Origin of the sequence: Plantactinospora sp. B6F1 (assembly GCF_040120695.1) — a bacterium.
GTDB lineage: Bacteria > Actinomycetota > Actinomycetes > Mycobacteriales > Micromonosporaceae > Plantactinospora.
This window is the reverse complement of the sequence record NZ_JBEEAC010000007.1, coordinates 66,057-80,343: the sequence shown is the minus strand read 5'-3', so window position 1 is coordinate 80,343 and position 14,287 is coordinate 66,057. Positions and strand designations below refer to the sequence as shown.

Here is a 14,287-nt window from a genome sequence, read left to right as displayed (position 1 = left end):
CGCGGCCGGGAAAGCCGGCTCACGTCGCTCACTCACGGGGTGTCACCTCGTCGAAAATCTCGCTGGGCAGCCGGGCGTTCCGGGTAAAGCCACCCGGCTAGGTGCAGCGTGGTCGCGGAAGGAGGGTAACGGCGTGGGCTTGGTCACCGCCACTGTGGCACCAACCATCAGCCGAAACATCATCCCACGGTTCCGGACATCTGCCACCATAACCGGACCAAGGTTTCGTCGGTAGCCTACCTATCGGCAATTTGCCGACGCCTTCGCCGACACCGTCTTCGGCTTCTGCTGTTGCCCGGTCCTGTCCGCCGTCGCCGCCGGCCCGGCGACGGCGACCCGCGCACGTGGTGCGGCGGGAACGGCCGGCCCCACCCGCTGCGCGGCGTGGATCAGATCGAGTCGCCGCGGTTGACCCGGGGGACCGGAGCGCGCATCCGGCGGAACGTGATCGAGCGCATGATCGCGTAGAGGTAGAGCGAGCCCATCCGCTGGTCGGTCTTTGGGAACCGCTGCCGGACCAACTTCTTGATCTTCCGCGAGATCAGCACCGAGTCGATCACCAGGGCGATCGCCAGCAGGCCCCAGAGCAGGTTGGAGGCAAACCGCACCACCGGTGGCATGGTGTTCGCCGAACCGATCAGCACCACCAGGGCGCCGCCGAAGAACCAGGTCCCGACCGTACGCCGGGAGTCCACCACGTCCCGGGCGAGCCCACGCTCCGGAGCCCGGTCCCGAGGGCCGCCCTCCCGGCGGAACTCCGCTGCCGCCTCGGCGCGCGTCTGCCGGCGCCGTTCCCGGGCCTCCTGCTTGGTGAGTGGCTTCGTGTCACCGGCGACCCGCCGGCCGACGCTCGGGCGCTTCGGGGTCTCCCTGCCCAGTTCCTTCTTGCTCGGGGTGTAACTGCGGGGACGGGCGGGCGCGGACTCCTCCTCGGGGGTCACCTGAGCGGTGCTCTCCTTGACGAGGTCCGTGGACTTGCGGCGAAACAGCGACGGCACGCGGCAAGGGTAGCCAACCGCCGGACGGAGCCGCACGTCGCGGTACGCCGGCAGCCCTCCGCCGCCGCCCCGGAGCCGGGTGAGCAGGTCTCACCCGGCCCGGTCCGCTCTCGTCCTACTCCTACCCGTCCCCTGTCCCACGGGCGCTCGACCTACGGCGGGCTCTTACCTCCGGCGGGCTCTCACCTCCGGCGCGCTCTCACCTCCGGCGCGCTCTTATCTACGGGCGCTCGACGTGCGCGCCGAGATCGGCGAGCTTGGCCTCGAAGTCCTCGTAACCCCGGTTGATCAGATCCACCCCGTAGACCCGGGAGGTGCCCTCGGCGGCCAGCGCGGCGATCAGGTGGCTGAACCCGGCCCGCAGGTCCGGGATCACCAGGTCGGCGGCGTGCAGCTTCGACGGCCCGGCGATCACGGCCGAGTGCTTGAAGTTGCGGCGGCCGAATCGGCAGGGCGTACCGCCGAGGCAGTCCCGGTAGACCTGGATGGTCGCACCCATCTTGTTCAGCGCCTCGGTGTAGCCGAGTCGCTGCTCGTACACGGTCTCGTGCACGATCGACAGGCCACGGGCCTGGGTGAGCGCCACCACCAGCGGCTGCTGCCAGTCGGTCATGAACCCGGGGTGCACGTCGGTCTCCAGCGCCACCGCCCGCAGCTCGCCGCCGGGGTGCCAGAACCGGATCCCGCCCTCCTGGCCCGGGCTGCCCTGCCGGGGCGGCCGGGTGTCGGTGACCTCGTACGCCCCGCCGACCGAGCGGAACACGTTGAGGAACGTCATCATGTCGGCCTGCTCTGCGCCGAGCACCTCGACCCGGCCACCCGTGGCCAGCGCGGCGGCGGCCCAGCTCGCCGCCTCGATCCGGTCCGGGATCGGCCGGTGGGTGTAGCCGCCCAGCCGGGCCACGCCCTGCACCTCGATCACCCGGTCGGTGTGCACCTTGATGATCGCGCCCATCTTCTGGAGTACGCAGATCAGGTCGATGATCTCCGGCTCGACGGCCGCGTTGCGCAGCTCGGTGACACCCTCGGCGAGCACCGCGGTCAGCAGCACCTGCTCGGTGGCGCCCACGCTCGGGTACGGCAGCTCGAACTTGGTGCCGTGCAGGCCGTTGGGCGCGGTCAGGTGCATCCCCTCGGGCGTCTTGTCCACCACCGCGCCGAACTGCCGCAGCGCCTGGATGTGGAAGTCGATCGGCCGGGGGCCGATGTGGCAGCCGCCGAGGTCGGGGATGAACGCGTGGCCAAGCCGGTGCAGCAGCGGGCCGCAGAACAGGATCGGGATCCGGCTGGACCCGGCGTGCACGTTGATTTCGTCCGTGCTGGCGCCCTCGACGTTGGCCGGGTCGAAGACCAGTTCGCCGGCCTCGGCGCCGTCGGTCACCTTCACGCCGTGCAGTCCGAGCAGCCCTCGGACGACCTCGACGTCGCGGATCCGTGGCACGTCGAAGAGCCGGCTGGGCTCGTCGCCGAGCAGGGCGGCGACCATCGCCTTGGAGACGAGATTCTTCGCGCCGCGCACTCGGATCTGCCCGGAAAGGGGCGTACCTCCGTGTACGACGAGGACGTCGTCGGTCAACGCAACCTCCAGCGGGTCGATGCTGCTCTACGTCGATGCTGTCCGCGAGGGTGAACCATCCGGTCCACACAGCCGTCGCCCCGTGGCCCGGCCGGCACGGCACGTAGCGTCGCGTCCGCCGGCCCGGACTCTGTCACGGCCCCGGGCAGCATAGCGCTCGGTCACGAAAAAAGAGCGGTCACAGCGCGACGGATGGCGCGAAACGGGGACAGCGGCAGGAATCCGTACCTCGGCGATTACCCTCGGTAGCTACTCGGGTTCGCTGCGCAGGGCCGGCATCCGGGGTCTACGGCAGGGCCAGCATCTGGTCCAGCGCCACCCGGGCGTGATGTGCGGTGGCCGGGTCCACGGTGATCTGGTTCGGCACCCGGCCAGCGACCAGTTCCTCCAGCGACCAGACCAGGTGCGGCAGGTCGATCCGGTTCATGGTCGAGCAGTAGCAGACGGTCCGGTCCAAGAAAATGACCTGCTTGTCGGGGTGGGCGTTGGCCAGCCGGCGGACCAGGTTCAGTTCGGTGCCGACCGCCCAGGCCGAACCGGGCGGCGCCGCCTCGATGGTGTTGATGATGTACTCCGTCGAGCCGACGTGGTCGGCCGCGGTCACCACGTCGTACCGGCACTCGGGGTGGACCAGTACGTTGACCCCGGGCACCCGCATCCGGACCTCGTCCACGCTGCTCCGGGTGAACCGGCCGTGCACCGAGCAGTGCCCCCGCCACAGGATCATCCGGGCTTCCCGGAGCTGCTTCGCGGTGAGTCCGCCACCCGGCTTGTGTGGGTCGTAGAGCACGCAGTCGTCGGCGTCCAGCCCCATCTTCAGCACCGCCGTGTTGCGGCCCAGGTGCTGGTCGGGGAGGAAGAGCACCCGCTGCCCGCGCTCGAATGCCCAGCGCAGCGCCCGCTCCGCGTTCGACGAGGTGCAGACCACCCCGCCGTTGCGCCCGACGAAGCCCTTGATGTCGGCCGACGAGTTCATGTACGTCACCGGCACCGTCGAGTCGGCGACGCCCACCTCCGCCAGCGCCTCCCAGGCCGCCTCGACCTGCGACAGCGCCGCCATGTCCGCCATCGAGCAGCCGGCGGCCAGGTCGGGCAGTACCACCCGCTGGGCGTCGGCGGTGAGGATGTCGGCGCTCTCGGCCATGAAGTGCACGCCGCAGAAGACGATGTACTCCGCGTCCGGCCGGGCCGCCGCCTCGCGGGCGAGCTTGAACGAGTCGCCGGTGACGTCGGCGAACTGGATGACCTCGTCCCGCTGGTAGTGGTGACCGAGCACGAAGACCCGCTCGCCGAGCGCCGCCTTCGCCGCACCGGCCCGGGCGACCAGGTCGGGGTCGCTGGGCGGCGGCAGCTCGCCGGGACAGTCGACGCCGCGCTCGCTGGCCGGGTCGGCGCCCCGGCCGAGCAGCAGCAGGGCGGTTGCGGTGCTGGACGGCTCTACCCACGTCGAAGTCACGTTCTCCATGCTTCCACAGCCGGGGCCGCTTTCCGGCCGTCCCGATGTGGCCTGCCACACTCGTGATCCATGCGGATCCTGATCTGTCCGGACAAGTTCGCCGGCACCCTCTCCGCGTCCGAGGTGGCCGAGGCGATCCGGGAGGGCTGGCTTGAGGTAGCCCCCGGCGACGACCTGGTGCTGCGGCCGCTCTCCGACGGCGGGCCGGGCTTCGTCGAGGTGCTTGCCGTCGCCCTGCCCGGACGCCGGGTACCGGTCCGCACCGTCGACCCGCTGGGCCGGCCGGTCGACGGTGAGATCCTGCTCACCGCCGACGGCGGTACCGCGTACCTGGAGAGCGCCCAGGCGTGCGGACTGCACCTGCTCGCCACGGACGAGCGCGACCCGAGGCGGACCACCTCGTACGGGCTCGGCGCGCTGCTCGCCACCGCCGCCGAGGCGGGAGCCCGGCGTGCCGTCGTGGGACTGGGCGGCTCGGCCGTGAACGACGCGGGCGCGGGGCTGCTGGCCGCGCTGAACGCCGTACCGGTGGACGACTCCGGACAGGCCCTCCCGTACGGCGGGGCCGCGTTGCTCGCCGTCGCCGGGCTGGCCGGCCGGCCCCAGACACGCGGGATGGAACTGGTCGGGGCGACCGACGTCGACAACCCGCTGACCGGGCTGACCGGGGCGTCGAACGTCTTCGGGCCGCAGAAGGGCGCGACGCGCGAGGACGTACTCCTGCTCGACGACGCGCTGCGGCGCTTCGCCGAGGTGCTGGAGCGGGACCTGCCCGGCTGCCCGCCCGGGCTGGCCGGGCTGCCCGGTGCCGGCGCGGCCGGCGGGCTCGGTGCGGCGTTGCTCGCACTGGGCGGCAGCTGCGAGTCCGGCATCGAGCTGGTCACCCGGCTGACCGGGCTGGACGCCGCGTACGACGGGGCCGATCTGGTGATCACCGGGGAGGGCTCCTTCGACCACCAGTCGCTGCGCGGCAAGGTGGTCGCCGGGGTGGCCGGGGCGGCCCGGGACCGCGGGGTGCCCTGCGTGGTGCTGGCCGGCCGGGTCAGCGCCGGACGGCGGGAGTCGGCGGCGGCCGGGGTGACCGAGACGCACAGCCTGGTGGACCACTTCGGCGGGGAACCACACGGCGGGGTCGAGCGGGCGATGAGCCGGCCGGCGGAGGGGCTGCGGGCGCTGGCGGGGCGGCTGGCCGGGCAGTGGAGCCGGTGACGCTGCGGCGCGTTCGGCCCCGCCGACGGGCGGCCGGGACGATCCGGCACACCGGGGCCGGTTCCGCCGAGCCGGGGTGACCTGCGTCGCATCGGCCTAGAATCGATCCCGTACCCGCATTGGGAATCATCGGCCAGCCGGCTAGCGTTGGCCAGTACGGACAACCATCGCACCGGCGCAGGGGAGACTTTCATCGTGACAACGCCAGCGCAGACCGAGACGACCGCGGCAACCGCTCCGAGCACCGTCGTCCTGACCGACGTCGCGGCGGAGAAGGTGAAGGCCCTGATCGAGCAGGAGGGCCGCGACGACCTGCGGCTGCGGGTCGCGGTGCAGCCGGGTGGCTGCTCGGGCCTGCGGTACCAGCTCTTCTTCGACGAGCGTTCGCTGGACGGTGACGTGGTCAGCGACTTCGGCGGGGTCGAGGTGGTCGTCGACCGGATGAGCGCCCCGTACCTGACCGGCGCCACCATCGACTTCGCCGACCGGATCGACGCCCAGGGCTTCACCATCGACAACCCCAATGCGCAGAACTCGTGCGCTTGTGGCGATTCGTTCCACTGATTGGTGCTTTGTCCCGGTTTAGCCGGTGTACCCAGATTTACAGTTGCATACTGGTTGCCTGAGCGGGTCGCCCCGGCGGGCGGTGTGACGTTTACCCGGAGAGTCCGTCACGCCGTCGCGCGGGAGCGGCCCGTTCGGCGTTCCTGGCCGGTACCCGATCGATTCGGGGCGTGGCACCCGACGGACCGGTAGGCTGACCCGGCCGCAGTTCCGTCTCCCACTCCGAGGGCCCGACATGAAGATCGCCGTCACCGGTTCGATCGCCACCGACCACCTGATGAACTTCCCGGGCCGGTTCGCCGATCAGTTCATCGCCGAGCAGCTGCACAAGGTCTCGCTCTCCTTCCTCGTCGACGAGCTGGTGCTCCGGCGCGGCGGGGTGGCCGCCAACATCGCCTTCGGGATGGCGCAGCTCGGTCTGCGGCCGGTGCTGCTCGGCGCGGTCGGTGCCGACTTCGACGACTACCGGTCCTGGCTGGAGCGGCACGGGGTCGACTGCACCTCCGTGCACGTCAGCGAGGTCGCCCACACGGCCCGGTTCGTCTGCACCACCGACACCGAGATGTGCCAGATCGCCTCCTTCTACGCCGGGGCGATGAGCGAGGCCCGCAACATCGAGCTGGCCCCGGTCGCCGAACGGGTCGGCGGGCTGGACCTGGTGCTGGTCAGCGCGAACGACCCGGCCGCGATGCTGCGGCACTCCGAGGAGTGCCGCCAGCGGGGGTTCGCGTTCGCCGCCGACCCGTCGCAGCAGCTCGCCCGGATGGACGGCTCCGACGTCCTCGGCCTGATCGACGGCGCCGACTACCTGCTCACCAACGACTACGAGAAGTCGCTGCTGCAGAGCAAGGCCGGGCTCACCGACGACCAGTTGCTGGACCGGGTGAGGATCCGGGTCACCACGCTGGGCAAGGACGGCGTGGAGATCGTCGGCCGGGACATCGAGCGGATCCACGTGCCGATCGCCCGCGAGTTGCACGTCGCCGACCCGACCGGGGTGGGCGACGGCTTCCGGGCCGGCTTCTTCGCCGGTCTCTCCTGGGGCCTGGGGCTGGAGCGGTCCGCCCAGATCGGCGCGCTCCTCGCCACGCTGGTGCTGGAGACCGTCGGCACCCAGGAGTACGAGGTCCGCGCCGACCTCTTCGTCAAGCGCCTCGCGGAGTCGTACGGCGACCAGGCCGCCGAGGAGGTCCGTCAGCACCTGGGCTGAGCCCCTGCCGGGGAGACCGGCGCGGGCGATCACCCCACCCGCGCGGGCCGGGGGTCAGTGGGCGCGGCGGATGTCGTACGCGGGGGAGCCGTCGACGGTCGGGGTGTCGACGAGTTCCTGTCCCCGCATCCGGCACCAGGCCGGAATGTCGATCGCCGCGGCCGGGTCGTCGGCGAGGACCCGGAGCACGCCACCGACCCGCAGCTGGGGCAGCCGCCGGGCCGCCGCGATGACCGGCAGCGGGCAGCGTTGCCCGAGACAGTCGACGACCTCGTCCGGCCCGTTCACCGATGACCTCCCGACACTCGGGTACGACCCTTTCCGATCTGCTCTCTGGCGATTGTCCGACGCCGGCCGGTGTCCGGCCAGCCGGCCTGCCGTCGCGGGTCCCAGCCCGCCTGCCGTCGTGGACCTCACAGCCCGACCACGCCGGCCTCGGCGCGCAGCCCGGCCACGATGTCCGGCAGTTCGGCGAGGAACCGGTCGACCTCCGCCGCGGTGCTCTCCCGGTGCAGCGAGATCCGGATGTTGCCGTGCGACAGCACCCCCATCGCCTCCAACACGTGCGACGGGCGCAGCGTGGACGAGGTGCAGGACGAGCCGGACGAGACGGCGAAGCCGCGCCGGTCCAGGGCGTGCAGCAGCGCCTCGCCGTCCAGGTAGAGGCAGGAGAAGGTGACCAGGTGCGGCAGCCGGTCCACCGGGTCGCCGAGCACCTCCACGTCGGGCACCGTCGCCGCCACGGTGGCGCGGATCCGGTCGACCAGCGGACCGAGCCGGGCGGCCTCGGCGGCAGCCTCCGCGTGCACCGCCCGCAGCGCGGCGGCCGCCGCCACGATCGCCGGCAGGTTTCCGACCCCGGGTGTACGGCCCGCCTCCCGCTCGTCCGCCGGATACGGCGACTCCCAGCGGGTGCCCTTGCGGACCACCAACAGCCCGACCCCGGCCGGACCGCCCCACTTGTGCGCGCTGGCCGACAGGATCGACCAGCCCTCCGGCACCGGCAGCCGGCCCACCGACTGGGCGGCGTCGACGTGCAGCGGCACCCCGGCCGCCGCGCAGGCCCGGGCCGCCTCGGCCACCGGCTGCACCGTACCCACCTCGTGGCTGGCGCTGATCAGGGTGGCGAGCGCCACCCGGGGGCCGGCGACCGCCGACGACCAGGCGTCGAGATCGAGCCGCCCGGCCCGGTCCACCGGGATCGGGGTGGCCCGGCCGCCGGCGGCCACGTGCCGTTCCGCCGCGTGCAGCACCGCGGAGTGCTCGATCGCCGAGTGCACCAGTGTGCCGCCCGCCCGACGTCGCCCGGCCAGCCCGCCGAGCACCGCGGCGTGCGCCGCCGCCGTACCGCTGGGGGTAAAGGAGAGTTCGTCGGGGCGTACCCCGAGCACCTCGGCGGTGGCTGCCCGGGCCGCGTCGAGGAGCTGGCGGGCCCGACGGGCCGGCGCGTAGAGCCGGGCCGGATCGGCCCAGCCGTCCTCCAGCGCGGCGAGCATCGCCTGCCGGGCTACCGGGTGTAACGGTGCCGATGAGGCCGCGTCGAAGTACGCCGGATGGTCGCTCACCAGCAAACCGTAGCGCGGCCCGGGGTCGGGCAAGATCCCCCGGCAGAGTGGGGACACCGACCCCAAGGCCGTCCAGCCCACGCAGGTCGAGTAATCTGCGACCGTCGGTGACGCCTTTGCCGCCGGCGTCGACAACCGCCGACGCCGCGGCGCGCTAGGGAGGCAGGACCAGGTGGTCGCAAGGGGTTCGGAGGTACGGCCGTCGGCCGTACGGCAGAGCAGTCCCCGGAACGCCCGAGGGCGCGGCCCACGCCCGTCGATTGCCCGGCTGGCCGGGCTCGGCGCCGGTGGCGCCGCGCTGCTCGCCCTGCTCACCGGTTGTGACGTCGGCCGGACGTTCGACGGGTTCGGGTGGCCTCAGCAGGGCATCAGCCCCGAGGCCAACCGCATGTACGACCTCTGGATCGGCTCGTCGATCGCGGCCCTGGCGGTCGGCGCGCTCGTCTGGGGCCTGATCTTCTGGTGCATCATCCGCTACCGCAAGCGGGGTGAGGCGCTGCCGGTGCAGACCCGGTTCAACATGCCGATGGAGTTCCTCTACACGATCACGCCGATCCTGGTGGTCGCCGTGCTCTTCTACTACACGGCGGTCGTGCAGACCGGGGTCGACAAGGTCAGAAGCAACCCGGACGTGACCGTCGAGGTGGTTGCCTTCAAGTGGAACTGGCAGTTCAACTACCGGGACAGGCCGGGTGAGGACGCCAACACCGTCGCCTCGACGCTCGGCACCACCGAGGTGATCCCGATCCTGGTGCTGCCGACCGGCCGGAGCATCCGGTTCGAGGAGACCAGCAGGGACGTCATCCACTCGTTCTGGGTGCCGGAGATGTTGTTCAAGCGGGACGTCTTCCCCGGAAACGTCCGTAACGTCTTCGAGGTCAGTAGCCTCGACACCGAGGGGGCGTACGTCGGCCGCTGCGCCGAGCTGTGCGGCACGTACCACTCGATGATGAACTTCGAGCTGCGGGTCGTCTCGCCGGACCAGTACGACCGGTTCATCGAGGCGAAGCGGGGCGGCCAGTCGACCCAGGAGGCACTGATCGCCGTCGGTGAGGAGCCGCTGGCCCAGACCACCCACCCGTTCGAGACCAAGCGGGACAACAACAACTTCGGTAACGCGAGCGCGGGAAGCTGAGGTCCCAATGAAGACCGAGTGGAAGATTTTCAGCGTCGTCTCGATCTTCCTGGCCCTCGCGGCGGTCGTCTACGGGCTGTGGACCTCCGGCGCGGACGGGCGGGTCGAGTGGATCGGTACGATCGCGCTGGGGCTGTCAGCCGGGCTCACCGCGATGTGCGGCGGCTTCTTCTGGTTCGTGTCGCGGCGGATCGACCTGCGTCCGGAGGACCGGGCGGACGCCGAGATCGCGGACGGCGCGGGTGAGGTCGGCTTCTTCAGCCCGGGCAGCTACTGGCCGATCGGGCTGGCCTTCGCCGCCACCCTCACCGGTCTCGGCCTGGTCTTCTGGCAGTGGTGGCTGATCATCGGGGGCCTGGTCACGGTGATCTTCGCCGCCTGTGGCCTGCTCTTCGAGTACTACTCCGGCACCCGGCGCACCGCGGAGCACTGACCGGCCGCCTCGCGACTTCTCCGACGACCCGCAGTCCCCGTCTCGGGGTGCGGGTCGTCGTCGTCAGCGCCCCGCCAGCCTTGCTGAGCGGGGCGTTCCGGGAAGATGGCCAGCTCCGATCGCGAGTACTTCCGCGTGCCGGGCGGCATGCAGAGTGATCCGTCTCACACCTGTTCACGGCGGTCGGTCATCCGGTGTCTTGACGCCGAACGCCTGGAAACGGAGGAGACAGCATGAGCGGGAGCACTGTGGTGGTGGTCGGCGGCGGGTACGCCGGCGTCATGGCGGCCAACCGGCTGAGGCAGCGCGTCGACGTGTCGGTGATATTGATCAACTCGCGCCCGACCTTTGTCCAGCGGGTCCGCCTACAACAACTGGTGGGCGGGTCCCACGACGCGGTGATCGACTACAGAGAAGTCCTGGGTGAGGGTGTTCGGCTGGTGGTGGACACCGTGGATCGCATCGACGCGGCCGGGCGCAGGGTCACGTTGGCGAGCGGCGGCACGGTCGGCTACGACTACCTGATCTACGCGGTGGGCAGCGGCAGTGCCGACCCGAGCGTGCCCGGAGCCGCCGAGTTCGGCTATCCGATCGCCAGCCTGGAGGAGGCGCAGCGGCTGCGGTCGGCCCTGCAGGCTACGCCCGCGACGGCCCCGGTCACGGTGGTCGGAGCCGGTCCGACCGGCATCGAGATCGCTGCCGAGCTGGCGGAGCTGGGCCGGACCGTGACGCTGGTCTGCGGCCCGGTGCTCAACCCGTACCTGCACCTTCGGGGTCGACGCTCGGTTGCCAAGCGGCTGGCCAAGCTCGGGGTGACGGTGTTGCAGGGAGCTGACGCGAGGGCGACCGGTGTGACTCCCGATGCCGTGCGGCTCAGCGGTGGCCGCAGGCTGCCGAGCCAGGTGACCGTCTGGACCGTCGGGTTCGGCGTGCCGGACCTGGCCGTCCGTAGCGGACTGAGCACCGACGCGGTTGGCCGCCTGCTCACCGACGAGACGTTGACGAGCGTGGACGACGTACGCATCGTCGCGGCCGGGGATTCGGCGGCACCGTCGGACCTGCCGTTCCGGATGAGCGGTCAGGCCGCGTTCCACCTGGGCGCGCACGCCGCCGACACGGTGCTCAGCCGGATCGCGGGTGGGCAACCCGCGCCCATCAGCCTGGGGTTCGCCGGCCAGTGCATCAGCCTGGGGCGTCGCGCCGGCATTTTCCAGTTCGCCCACCCCAACGACATCGCAAAGGGGTTCCACATCGCCGGCCGTCCCGGGGCGAAGCTCAAGGAGTTCGCCAACCAGATCGGCCTCAAGCACCTGACGACCGAGGCACGCAAGCCCGGCTCGCACACCTGGACCAAGGATGACAAGCGCCGGCAGCTGCTGCGGGCCAAGCGCGGCGAGACGCTGGCCAGTGAACGGGCATCCTAGCGGCTACCGTCGGAGCGCCGAGGCGGCACCGCGAAGCCTTGCTGTGGGTGGCCTTGCTGTGGATGCAGGCGCGATTGCCGTGGCAACCACCGGCCGCAACTGCAGGAGGGTCGAGACGTGAGCGACCACACCACCCAGGTGGCCACCGAGGCCTTCCTCGCCCACCGCGACCTGCTGTTCACCGTCGCGTACGAGATGCTCGGATCGGCGGCCGACGCCGAGGACGTACTCCAGGAGACCTGGCTGCGGTGGGTCAGGGTCGACCTGGAGCAGGTGCGCGACCAGCGCGCCTACCTGATCCGGATCACGACCCGGCAGTCGCTCAACCGGCTGCGTACGATAAACCGGCGCAAGGAAGCATATGTCGGCCCCTGGCTGCCCGAGCCGCTGCTCACCGCACCGGATGTGGCCGAGGACGTCGTGCTCGCCGAAAGCCTGTCGATGGCGCTCATGGTCGTCCTTGAGACGCTGTCGCCGACCGAGCGCGCCGTCTTCGTGCTGCGCGAGGTCTTCGACGTCAGCTACGACGAGATCGCAGCCGCCGTCGGTACCAGCCGCGCAGTCGTCCGCCAGATCGCGCACCGCGCCCGCCAGCACGTCGGGGCCCGCCGCCCTCGCGGAGTGGTGTCCCCGAGCGAGACCCGGGCGGCCCTGGCGGCGCTCCAGCGCGCGGTCGAAACCGGGGATCCACAGGGCCTCCTCGACGTGCTCGCCCCGGAGGTCGTCCTTGTCACCGACGGCGGCGGCGTCAGACAGACCGCGCCGCGACCGATCATCGGCGCCGAGAAGATCCTCCGCTCCTTCATCGGCAATCTCCGCAGGACCGAGGGCACACTCACCGCTGAAGCCACCGTGGTCAACGGGAACCCGGCGCTCGTACTCCGACTGGACGGCGAGATCGACGGCGTCCTGGCGATCCGGGTCGACAATGCCCGCGTCACCGGCCTCTACTACGTCCGCAACCCGGAGAAGCTGACCCGCGTCGAAGCCGAGACCCCACTCCAGCGCTGAGTACCGGTGGTGGAATCGACACGGTCGGATGCAGGGTCAGGTGCGGACGATCATCAGTCGGTCAGGAAGCGCGCCAGTGCCGAGGAGAGAACCGCCGGATCGGCGACGTGTGTCTGGCCCTCGATGATCAGGCGCTCGGCGTTGGGGATCGTCGCGGCGATCGCGTCGGCGGCCGCGTCGAAGAACCCGGGTTGCAACCCACCGGTATGGGGGTCTGGCACTCCGCCGGTGGCCACGAGGGTCGGCTGGGTGATCCGCGCCAGCCGCTCGGTCGGCGGCCGGCCGTCGCCAAGGCACGCCGCGTCATAGGCGAGTGTCGGCGCCAGCGCCTCCAGCCCCGGCCACAGCGGAGAGTTTCTCGCTCCGGCGATATCGTCCTCGGACGAGCCCGCCAGCCGCATGAACAGTTCGATCGCGTCGCCCCGTCGCCCTCCGCCGAGCGCGTGTTTCAGTTCGTTCACGTACTGCACGTAGTGTCCCTGGACGACGTCATCTGTCATGTATGGCACCTCGTAGACGGCGATCCTGTCGATAGGCAGCCCGGCAGCGGCCGCTTCCAGCGCGAGTGCGCCGCCGGAGGAGGCACCGAACAGCGAGGCCGGCCCGGCTGCCTCGGCGATCAACGCATCGATGTCCTCGATCTCGCGTTCGACGGCGTACGGGAGGGTGTCCGCGCTGGCGCCTCGGCCACGGCGGGCGTAGTTGAACACGGTGAACCGCGATGCCAGCTCAGCGGCGAGCGGCGCGTTCTCCGCGCCGTCGTCGAGACCCCCGCCGACCAGAATGACGGCCGGTCCCCGTCCCAGCCGTTCGTAGGCGATCGAGGTGCCGTCCTTCGATGTTGCGCGGTTCATCCTGACCATCCTTCGGGAAGCCGTTCCATGTGACTCCTACTCTAGGAGCGTCTACCGCGACTAGGCAAGTGAAAGCTATTGTTGGGGGATGCGAGGATACGACGATGCGTGCGGAATCGCCCGAGCGTTGGGCGCCGTCGGGGAGCGTTGGGCACTCCTGGTGGTGCGCGAGCTGATGTTCGGGCCGAAGCGATACATCGACCTGCGCCGTGGACTGCCCACCATGAGCGAGAACGTGTTGTCGCAACGTCTGCGCGAGCTGGAGCGGAGCGGTGTCCTCCTCCGCCGTCGGCTTGGACCGCCCAGCAGCGTATGGGTGTACGAGTTGACCGCCCGCGGGCGCGAACTCGAGCCCGTCCTGATCGCGTTGGCGCGTTGGGGGACCCGGGTTCCACTCGATGCCGCGATCACCGCAGATCTGAGCGTCGATGCGCTTGTCTTCGCGTTGAAAACCACCTTCGACGCGGAGACCGCGGGTGCGTTGAGGACGACGTGCCAGCTACGGCTCGGTGACGACCGCTTCCACGCCGATGTCGCCGACGGACAATTCCGGGTAGCACGCGGCGAGATCGACGACGTCGACGCCACCCTCACGGCATCCGCGTCGACGCTGCAGAGCCTGGTGTTCGGCGACCGGCCGCTGGCCGACGCCGAACAAGCCGGCGATGCCCTCATCGAGGGCAACCGCCGAGCCACCGAGCGCCTGCTCCGGTGCTTTCCGCGCACCGTCCCCTGCACGCCCACCTCGCCATAGCGGCACACGTGGGCCTGCCAACTCGATCAGCTGCACGGACGTGGTCGGCCGACAAGGACGGCGGCGGTCGTCGCCGAAACGGGCGTGGCGCCCGCCGG

14 protein-coding genes are annotated in these 14,287 nt (G+C 71.1%); 8 read left to right on the top strand and 6 right to left on the bottom strand.

From position 1 onward, the window contains the following. Positions 1-389: 389 nt before the first annotated feature. The 3 genes from ABNF97_RS12295 to nadA form a co-directional block, all read right to left on the bottom strand. A complete protein-coding gene (locus ABNF97_RS12295) occupies positions 390-998 on the bottom strand; it encodes a DUF3043 domain-containing protein (protein ID WP_130460799.1) in 609 nt (202 codons plus the stop codon). 220 nt (positions 999-1,218) lie between these two features. Further along, positions 1,219-2,574, bottom strand: coding sequence for a UDP-N-acetylglucosamine 1-carboxyvinyltransferase (gene murA, locus ABNF97_RS12290; protein WP_349338596.1), 1,356 nt, complete (start codon positions 2,572-2,574; stop codon positions 1,219-1,221). Between the two features lie 286 nt (positions 2,575-2,860). Continuing rightward, positions 2,861-4,030, bottom strand: coding sequence for a quinolinate synthase NadA (gene nadA, locus ABNF97_RS12285; protein WP_349338595.1), 1,170 nt, complete (start codon positions 4,028-4,030; stop codon positions 2,861-2,863). Positions 4,031-4,099: 69 nt separating this feature from the next. Between nadA and ABNF97_RS12280 the strand changes: the two genes are divergently transcribed. The 3 genes from ABNF97_RS12280 to ABNF97_RS12270 all read left to right on the top strand — a co-directional run bounded on the left by ABNF97_RS12280 (position 4,100) and on the right by ABNF97_RS12270 (position 7,013). Further along, positions 4,100-5,239 carry a glycerate kinase gene (locus ABNF97_RS12280; RefSeq protein WP_130460796.1) on the top strand — a complete coding sequence of 380 codons (1,140 nt, stop codon included), beginning with the start codon at positions 4,100-4,102 and terminating at the stop codon, positions 5,237-5,239. A gap of 195 nt (positions 5,240-5,434) precedes the next feature. Then, positions 5,435-5,803 carry an iron-sulfur cluster insertion protein ErpA gene (erpA, locus tag ABNF97_RS12275; RefSeq protein ID WP_130460795.1) on the top strand — a complete coding sequence of 123 codons (369 nt, stop codon included), beginning with the start codon at positions 5,435-5,437 and terminating at the stop codon, positions 5,801-5,803. Between the two features lie 235 nt (positions 5,804-6,038). Further along, complete coding sequence (locus ABNF97_RS12270; RefSeq protein ID WP_130460794.1) at positions 6,039-7,013, top strand: PfkB family carbohydrate kinase; 975 nt, start codon at positions 6,039-6,041, stop codon at positions 7,011-7,013. A gap of 54 nt (positions 7,014-7,067) precedes the next feature. Here ABNF97_RS12270 and ABNF97_RS12265 read toward each other — a convergent pair whose 3' ends face one another. Both ABNF97_RS12265 and ABNF97_RS12260 read right to left on the bottom strand, forming a co-directional pair. Next, complete coding sequence (locus ABNF97_RS12265) at positions 7,068-7,301, bottom strand: sulfurtransferase TusA family protein (RefSeq protein WP_130460793.1); 234 nt, start codon at positions 7,299-7,301, stop codon at positions 7,068-7,070. 125 nt (positions 7,302-7,426) lie between these two features. Continuing rightward, positions 7,427-8,578 carry an aminotransferase class V-fold PLP-dependent enzyme gene (locus tag ABNF97_RS12260; RefSeq protein ID WP_130460792.1) on the bottom strand — a complete coding sequence of 384 codons (1,152 nt, stop codon included), beginning with the start codon at positions 8,576-8,578 and terminating at the stop codon, positions 7,427-7,429. A gap of 172 nt (positions 8,579-8,750) precedes the next feature. Between ABNF97_RS12260 and ctaC the strand changes: the two genes are divergently transcribed. The 4 genes from ctaC (at position 8,751) to ABNF97_RS12240 (ending at position 12,581) form a co-directional block, all read left to right on the top strand. Next, complete coding sequence (gene ctaC, locus ABNF97_RS12255; RefSeq protein WP_130460791.1) at positions 8,751-9,713, top strand: aa3-type cytochrome oxidase subunit II; 963 nt, start codon at positions 8,751-8,753, stop codon at positions 9,711-9,713. A 7-nt stretch (positions 9,714-9,720) separates the two neighbouring features. Beyond that, a complete protein-coding gene (locus ABNF97_RS12250) occupies positions 9,721-10,146 on the top strand; it encodes an aa3-type cytochrome oxidase subunit IV (protein WP_130460790.1) in 426 nt (141 codons plus the stop codon). 233 nt (positions 10,147-10,379) lie between these two features. Then, positions 10,380-11,570 (top strand): NAD(P)/FAD-dependent oxidoreductase, encoded by a 1,191-nt coding sequence (locus ABNF97_RS12245; RefSeq protein ID WP_349338594.1) that lies wholly within the window; start codon positions 10,380-10,382, stop codon positions 11,568-11,570. Positions 11,571-11,687: 117 nt separating this feature from the next. Beyond that, positions 11,688-12,581, top strand: coding sequence for an RNA polymerase sigma-70 factor (locus tag ABNF97_RS12240; protein WP_130460788.1), 894 nt, complete (start codon positions 11,688-11,690; stop codon positions 12,579-12,581). 53 nt (positions 12,582-12,634) lie between these two features. Here ABNF97_RS12240 and ABNF97_RS12235 read toward each other — a convergent pair whose 3' ends face one another. Further along, entirely contained in the window at positions 12,635-13,444 is an 810-nt protein-coding gene (locus ABNF97_RS12235; RefSeq protein ID WP_349338593.1) for an alpha/beta fold hydrolase, read from the bottom strand. Between the two features lie 79 nt (positions 13,445-13,523). Here ABNF97_RS12235 and ABNF97_RS12230 point away from each other — a divergent pair, with 79 nt between their 5' ends. Then, positions 13,524-14,189 carry a winged helix-turn-helix transcriptional regulator gene (locus tag ABNF97_RS12230; RefSeq protein ID WP_207230393.1) on the top strand — a complete coding sequence of 222 codons (666 nt, stop codon included), beginning with the start codon at positions 13,524-13,526 and terminating at the stop codon, positions 14,187-14,189. Positions 14,190-14,287 lie beyond the last annotated feature (98 nt).

What these genes read in the sequence shown, in the direction of transcription:
- ABNF97_RS12270 (WP_130460794.1), top strand. Translation starts at nt 6,039, where the DNA reads ATGAAGATCGCCGTCACCGGTTCGATCGCCACCGACCACCTGATGAAC.
- ABNF97_RS12235 (WP_349338593.1), bottom strand. Translation starts at nt 13,444, where the DNA reads ATGGTCAGGATGAACCGCGCAACATCGAAGGACGGCACCTCGATCGCC.
- ABNF97_RS12230 (WP_207230393.1), top strand. Translation starts at nt 13,524, where the DNA reads ATGCGAGGATACGACGATGCGTGCGGAATCGCCCGAGCGTTGGGCGCC.
- ABNF97_RS12250 (WP_130460790.1), top strand. Translation starts at nt 9,721, where the DNA reads ATGAAGACCGAGTGGAAGATTTTCAGCGTCGTCTCGATCTTCCTGGCC.
- ABNF97_RS12245 (WP_349338594.1), top strand. Translation starts at nt 10,380, where the DNA reads ATGAGCGGGAGCACTGTGGTGGTGGTCGGCGGCGGGTACGCCGGCGTC.
- ABNF97_RS12280 (WP_130460796.1), top strand. Translation starts at nt 4,100, where the DNA reads ATGCGGATCCTGATCTGTCCGGACAAGTTCGCCGGCACCCTCTCCGCG.